The organism is Helicobacter sp. CLO-3 (assembly GCF_001854545.1).
In the GTDB taxonomy this organism is placed as follows: domain Bacteria; phylum Campylobacterota; class Campylobacteria; order Campylobacterales; family Helicobacteraceae; genus Helicobacter_B.
Genome location: NZ_MLQN01000007.1, coordinates 68707 through 75419, shown reverse-complemented (window position 1 = coordinate 75419; position 6713 = coordinate 68707). Strand labels below are relative to the sequence as shown.

Annotated in this window: 5 protein-coding genes; 3 read left to right on the top strand and 2 right to left on the bottom strand. The window is 46.9% G+C overall.

The features are described from left to right. Both BKN38_RS10990 and pyrH read left to right on the top strand, forming a co-directional pair. Positions 1-856: glycosyltransferase family A protein (locus BKN38_RS10990; protein WP_176754192.1), on the top strand; the 856-nt coding region annotated here is incomplete at its 5' end. Positions 857-1017: 161 nt separating this feature from the next. Continuing rightward, positions 1018-1731 (top strand): UMP kinase, encoded by a 714-nt coding sequence (gene pyrH / locus BKN38_RS03260; protein ID WP_104720797.1) that lies wholly within the window; start codon positions 1018-1020, stop codon positions 1729-1731. 524 nt (positions 1732-2255) lie between these two features. On the opposite strand, the gene BKN38_RS11685 is transcribed toward pyrH, so the two are convergent. Both BKN38_RS11685 and BKN38_RS03255 read right to left on the bottom strand, forming a co-directional pair. Continuing rightward, positions 2256-2390: a hypothetical protein gene (locus BKN38_RS11685; RefSeq protein WP_256325523.1), complete on the bottom strand. Its 135-nt coding sequence runs from the start codon at positions 2388-2390 to the stop codon at positions 2256-2258. Between the two features lie 139 nt (positions 2391-2529). Beyond that, the gene (locus BKN38_RS03255) at positions 2530-3687 is read right to left on the bottom strand and encodes a metallophosphoesterase (protein ID WP_066458579.1); all 1158 of its coding nucleotides are present in this window, start codon (positions 3685-3687) and stop codon (positions 2530-2532) included. A 516-nt stretch (positions 3688-4203) separates the two neighbouring features. Between BKN38_RS03255 and BKN38_RS03250 the strand changes: the two genes are divergently transcribed. Continuing rightward, complete coding sequence (locus BKN38_RS03250; RefSeq protein ID WP_066455739.1) at positions 4204-6627, top strand: TonB-dependent receptor; 2424 nt, start codon at positions 4204-4206, stop codon at positions 6625-6627. Positions 6628-6713 lie beyond the last annotated feature (86 nt).

Below are 6713 nucleotides of genomic sequence, written 5' to 3'. Positions count from 1 at the left end.
AAAAAATCTTGATGCACTTGATGTGCTTAATGCAAATAATGCGACCAATCATCTAGCCACTAACCAAACTAACAACATCCCAGAAATTGTCGTTTCTTTCACCTCTTATCCAGCACGCATTAATCAAGTGCATTACACTATCTACTCTATCCTTACGCAGACCTACAAACCAAATCGAGTTGTGCTATATCTAAGCGCGCAAGAATTTCCAAATAAGCTTGATGATTTACCGCAAAAACTTCTTGCATTTTGCAAGCATGGCTTAGAAATCCGCTTTGTCGAGCAAAACTACCGTTCATACAAAAAAATCATTTATGCCTTAAAAGATTTTCCAGAGTCCATTATTATTACTATTGATGATGATGTGTTCTATTCGCCGTTTATTATAGAAAGGCTTATTTTAAGCTATCGTGAGATGCCAAATGTCATACATTGCAATTGGGTAGTCAGAGTCGCGTTTGATGAAAATTATAATCTTATGCCATATATGAGTTGGAATGATATATATGACACCATGCCATCAATATTAAATTCTCAAGTAGGTATTTGCGGGGTTCTTTACCCTCCACATTGCCTGCATAAGTCCATATTTGATTCAGAGAAGTTTTTGAAGCTATCTCCAATGGCAGACGATATTTGGATATGGGCGATGGCTTTATTAAATGATACTAAAATTCGCAAAGTCCTAAACTGCGATACACATACTATTACAAAACACTCTAGTCAAGATTCCGCATTGTGGAAAACTAATTGTGGAATGGGGCATAACGATATATTCCTAAAAAATGTGCTTGATTATTTTCCAGAGATTAGAGAAAAGCTGCTTGATGAAGCAAAGCAAGTTAATCAGGTATAAAGATAGAAATTAATCAACAAATACAAAAATATTTTATTCTGCCAAAACCCTAAAAACTCTAAGCCTTATTTGTCACACTGCCTAAGACCCGCCATCGTGCGCGATTTATCTCTTTCTTATGCAATGCCTACTATAATTCCACAAAAATGAAAGGCTGGCACATGGATAAGAAAAAACGCGTTTTGGTGAAGTTTTCGGGCGAGGCATTGGCGGGCGAGGGGGGCTTTGGCATCGAGCCTAGTGTGCTTAGCTACATCGCTAGCGAGATAAAATCGCTCATAGAATCCGACATAGAAGTCGGCATCGTCATTGGCGGGGGCAATATCATCCGCGGCGTGAGCGCGGCGGAGGGCGGCATCATCCGCCGCACGAGTGGCGACTACATGGGGATGCTAGCCACCGTGATAAACGCTGTGGCGATGCAAGAAGCGCTCGAGCACATAGGGCTAGATGTGCGCGTGCAAAGCGCGATAGAGATAAAAGAAATATGCGAGAGCTACATCCACAGGCGCGCGGTGAGGCACCTTGAGAAAGGGCGCATCGTGATTTTTGGCGCGGGGACTGGGAATCCGTTTTTTACCACGGATACCACGGCTACGCTGCGCGCGGTCGAGATAGGCGCGGACTATGTGATAAAAGCCACCAAAGTCGATGGTGTCTATGACAAAGATCCCAAAAAATTCGCCGATGCCAAAAGGCTAGACACCATAAGCTACGACGCCGCGCTCGCTGAAAATATCAAGGTGATGGATGACACCGCAATCGCGCTGGCAAAGGACAATCGCCTGCCTATAATCGTGTGCAATATGTTTAAAGCAGGGAATCTGCTAAGCATCGTGAAAGATAATAGCGGGGTGTATTCGATAGTGAAATAAGGGGGTTTTGGCGCGCTAGAATCTAGCTTAAGCGCGGATTTGCGGATTTGGCGCGTTGTGCTGGATTTTGGTCTGCACGCAAATTTGTCGCGCTTCTGTTTTGGCTAGAATCTAGTTTTGCGCGCTAGATTTTTTCGCACATAGATTTTGGGCGCTGGATTTTAGATTCTGATGCGCGTGGATTCTGCGCTAGATTTAGCTCTTGCATAAATTTAAGCGCGCGAGAATCTGCTAGCAACATTAATCATATACATTAAATTGCATGCATCAAATCACGCGCATTAAATCGCATCGAGCAAAGCCCAGAATCCAATCTTGCCAATCGCACCACTAGAATCCACTTTGTCGTGCTTCTGTTTTGGCTAGAATCTGACTCGCATGAAAATTTACTTGCCGGATTCTAGTGCGCTAGGATTTTGCTTCGCGCGCATTTTGTGCTAGATTCTGGACTCGCGCGCGGATTGTCGTGCTGGGTTTGGCTTGATTAGAAATGCTTTTTTGGTGCGCTAGATTTTGGCTAGAATCTAGTTTTGTGCGCTGGGTTTTTTCGAGCGTGGATTTTGTGTTTTAGATTCTAGATTCTGATGCATGGGTTTGGCGTGCTGGATTTTGGTCTGCGCTAGCCTCTCAATTTTTGTTTTTCTTAAATCTTGTGCCAAAATAAAGCACCCAAACTAGAATCTAACTTTTGCATTAAACCGCGCCCAAACAAGCGTGGATTTATCGCACCTATCGCAACCACCACAATAAGCGCGACTGCCACAAAGCAACCGCCACAGCAGCATCTACACGCAGCGCCTACCTCGCCACCTTCTGTGGCAAAAACTCAAAAAGCGTGATTTCAGAGTCGCTAAACGCGCGCATCGGCGGTCCCCAAAACCCAGCCCCCTCGCTCACATACACATACCCGCCCGTGCGCGTTTTGTGTAGCCCGCTAAGATATGGCTGCTGGAGCAAAACAGCCAGCGAGATAGGGAAAATCTGCCCGCCATGCGTGTGCCCTGTGAGCATGATATCCGCCTTTTTTAGCAGGGATTCTGGCAGGATGTTTATGACTTTTGGCTGGTGTGTGAGAAGTATCGTCGGTAGATTCTCATCTAGCCCAGCAAGCGTTTTTTCAAAATCCGGCTTCAAAAATCCAAGTCTATCGCCCATGATATCCGCACTCCCAGCTAGATTCACCAAAGCCGGCGCGCCGATAGTGGTATTTTCATTTATCAGCACGCGTATGCCAACAGAGCGGATTTTCTCCAGTATATCCTCGACATCATGGATATACTCGTGATTCCCTAGCACATAGTAGCTCCCATAAGTCGCGCGCAGCCCGCCTAAAAGCTCGATGCTATTATTCGCATTTGCGAGGCTTGTATCCACCAAATCGCCGGTAATCGTGATGATATCAGGCTTTTCTTGGTTTATGAGAAAGACGATTTTCGCCACGCGCTCCTCATCCATAAGCCCGCCGATATGCACATCGCTAAGCTGGATGACTTTGAGCGGGGCGGTGAGCTTTGGCAGCTCGATGCTTAGGCGCTCGATTTTGGGATCTTCTAGCCCATGATACACGGCATACACGCTATACACGCAGCAAAGCGCTAGGATATAGCGCTTCACCCTAGGCGCTAGATGCGCGCGCTTTAGCAGGATAAATGCGCCATTTATAAGCCCCGCGATGAGCGCTGCGATAAGGAAAGAAAACGCCACGCCAACTGAAATAGATACGAGCATAAAAATCCATTTTGGCGCGACAATATACGCGCGCATAAACATATACAAAATACACCACGCCAGATTCACCCACAAGATGAAGCTATAAAAGCGCGTGAGTGACTTGCGCGTGGAGATGTGGCGCACGAGCAAAAAATAAATCACCACATGCAGGGCGACAAACAAAAGCGAGCCTAGAAATGGAAACAAAAAGCTATTCATCTGCGCAAATTGGGGCGTATCTTCCATAGAGAACTCCTAGATTCTAGTGGTTGTCGCGCGGTTAGATTCTGCTAGCCACGCGATAAAATAGAGTGGGTAAAAATATAGCAAGCAAAAAAAACATAGCCAAATTGTAGGATATAGAATCTAAAAAAGCAATTTTTGCGCGAAGTTTTGCAAGAGTGATTTATGAGGACACGATTTATAAGGACGCGATTTATGCAAGCGCGATTTTGCGATTTTCTAGGCGTTGATTTTAGAAGCGCGATTGATTTGTGATTTGCAAATGTGATCGCTGGCGGGAAAATTGGCGTAAAAGCTGGCGAGAGGCGTTGATGCGAGATGCTGGCTGCTAGTTTTAGGCGGCGCAGAATCTAGCTTTGCTATGCGGGGTTTAAATTTTAGATTCTGGTGCGTGATAATACTTTTTTAAGTTAGATATATCTATAATGCATAAAAATATATAAAAAGTAATACTTAAAAATATCGCTTGATGTTTTTAGATTCTGCTTTTGCGTCAAAACTCTGCAACTAAGGAACATGATGAATCCCACAAATCGCGCGCACCGTGCAAATATCCACGCCAAAATCTTGCCACTCATCGCCATCGCTGCTTTGGCAGCATCGCCACAATCGCTACTAAGCGCGCTAGAATCCAGCAATGCAGAATCTAGCCCAAGCACCACACCAGAATCCGCCCAAAACGCAGAATCTGGCAATGCAGATTCTAGCGCAGAATCCGCTCCCGCCCAAAAATCCATCACAGAATCTAGCCAAACCATCACCCAAAATACACTAGAAAAAGTCGTAACCATCGCCTCTAGAGTCCAAACACCCATCGAGCAAGCGCCCGGCAACACGAGTGTAGTGGAGCAAAAAGACATCGCCCGCCGCCCAAACTATCGCTTCACCGACACGATACGCGGGCTTTCTGGCGTGCTACAGCCCAAAGGCAGGGGCATGGAGACATTTGATAGCGTGACTATCCGAGGTATCCCAAATGGCGCGCTCATCATGCTTGATGGGATCATCATGAATGACATCAATAGTAACACCAAAATGCTAACCTCCATGCGCGCGCACGACTTAGATCGCGTCGAAATCACGCGCGGGGCGAGCTCGGCGCTCTATGGCGCGGGCGGGCTAAGTGGCGCGGTGAATTTCATCACGCGCATGCCAGAAAAGCTAGAAGTGTATGGCAGCGTGGGCTATGGGAATCCATTTGCCGATGAAAACGCGCCGACTAACTACACGCAGTGGTATTTAAGCGCTGGCGATGCGTTTTTGGATAAGCGCTTGCGGGTAAAAGCCACTTATGGCGGGCAGTTTTCTAGCGGATATGCGGCGGATAATGCGTGGATCTCTACTGACAATGCCACCAACGGACTAGGCGGCGCAGCGACTAGCACAAATGGCGCGCCAATCGGCGCTATCCCTTCACAAAACGCAAGCGGGCAGGATATCTACATCATCGGCGATATGGGACGCCAGCGCTTCGCCACACACAACGCACGCATAAAAGGCGAGCTAGACATCGGCTCAAATGGCATGCTAGATGCGTGGGTGCAGTATTCTAGCTACAACTACATCCATCACAGGCAAAAAAGCTTTTTGCGCGATAGTGTGGGCGGGGTGTATTGGGGCGACGCCACTTCTGGAGATTCTGATACAGCGGGCTCTGGCACCGCGCCCTATGCCTTCGTAGGCGGCATGGGCAATGAAATATACCACCAAGTCATCAGCGCGCTAGGGTATAGGCACTTTTTTGGCGATAATGAATGGCGCACGACTTTTAGCTATATGTATGGCAATGATTTATGGGGCGGTCCCGGCGCTGGCGCTTCGCCTTCTGGCGGGGCAGGAAGCGCTACAAACCACCTCTATCATCAAGCCATTTTTGAAAGCAATTTTAACTACGCGATAAATGAAAAACATAGCCTGCTTTTTGGAATCCAAGAGCGCTTTTCTGGCTATATGCAAAACGCCTATGCACTTAGCGACTGGCGCGACTTCTCCACGCAAGGCGCGCAGACAGACAAAATCACAAGTAATCAAAACTTTTTTGGTATTTTTGTGAATTATAGCGCGGTGTGGAGTAGGTTTTTTAGCACGACTATCGGCGGGCGCTGGGATTTGTGGCAGGATTTTGGCTATAGCAGGCGCGCTAGCACAAGCGCGTCAAATGTAGCAAGTCCGGGCAACACTGCGCATAACCAATTCTCCCCCAAAGCCTCGATAAACTTCACGCCTTTTAGCGCCAAATGGGGCAAAACGATAGTCAAAATCTCTGGCGGTAGCTCCTTCCGCGCGCCGACTTTCAACCAAAAATACCGCCAATACGCGCGCAATGATGGCGTGACATTTGCCGGGAATCCAAATCTAAAGCCAGAGGTGCTCTATAGCTATGATGTGGGCGTGGAGCAAAGCTTTTTGCAAAATAGCGCGTTTGGCGGGGTGGTGAAGGCGTATTATTTTGATAGCTTTTTTGACAATGCCATCACAGCGCTTACTAGTGGCTATGAAAACGCGCAAAAAGCGCGGATAAATGGCGTAGAGCTCGCTTACAATCAAACATTTTGGCGATATTTTGGCATCATGGCAAGTTATACTTATTATAATGCCAAGCTTACGCAAGACCTAGGCGCCATAAAAGCTGGCAATCGCCTGCCAAGCGTGCCAGAGCATAGCGCGTATGCGCAGGTGTATTATGATGATAGCAAGCTTTTTGGGAGCATTGGCATCGAGTATGCGAGCAAACAATATAAAAGCCTTGATAATGCCACGCAAAGCGTGTGGGGCGTGTATTCTAGCATGGATGCGTATAGGCTGCTAGATGCGCGCGTGGGCTATCGGTTTAAACACTATGAGGCAAGCCTAAATCTCACAAACCTGCTAAATGAGCAATACTACGCCTACTACAAAGCCCCCGGCCGAGCGTTTTTCTTCGAACTCGCGGCAAGGATTTAGATTTTAAATAGAGATTTTGGTGCGGATAGAATTTTGGATTCCAAGAGCGAACATTGGCAAAAGTTTTACTCTGGTGCAAACTCTAT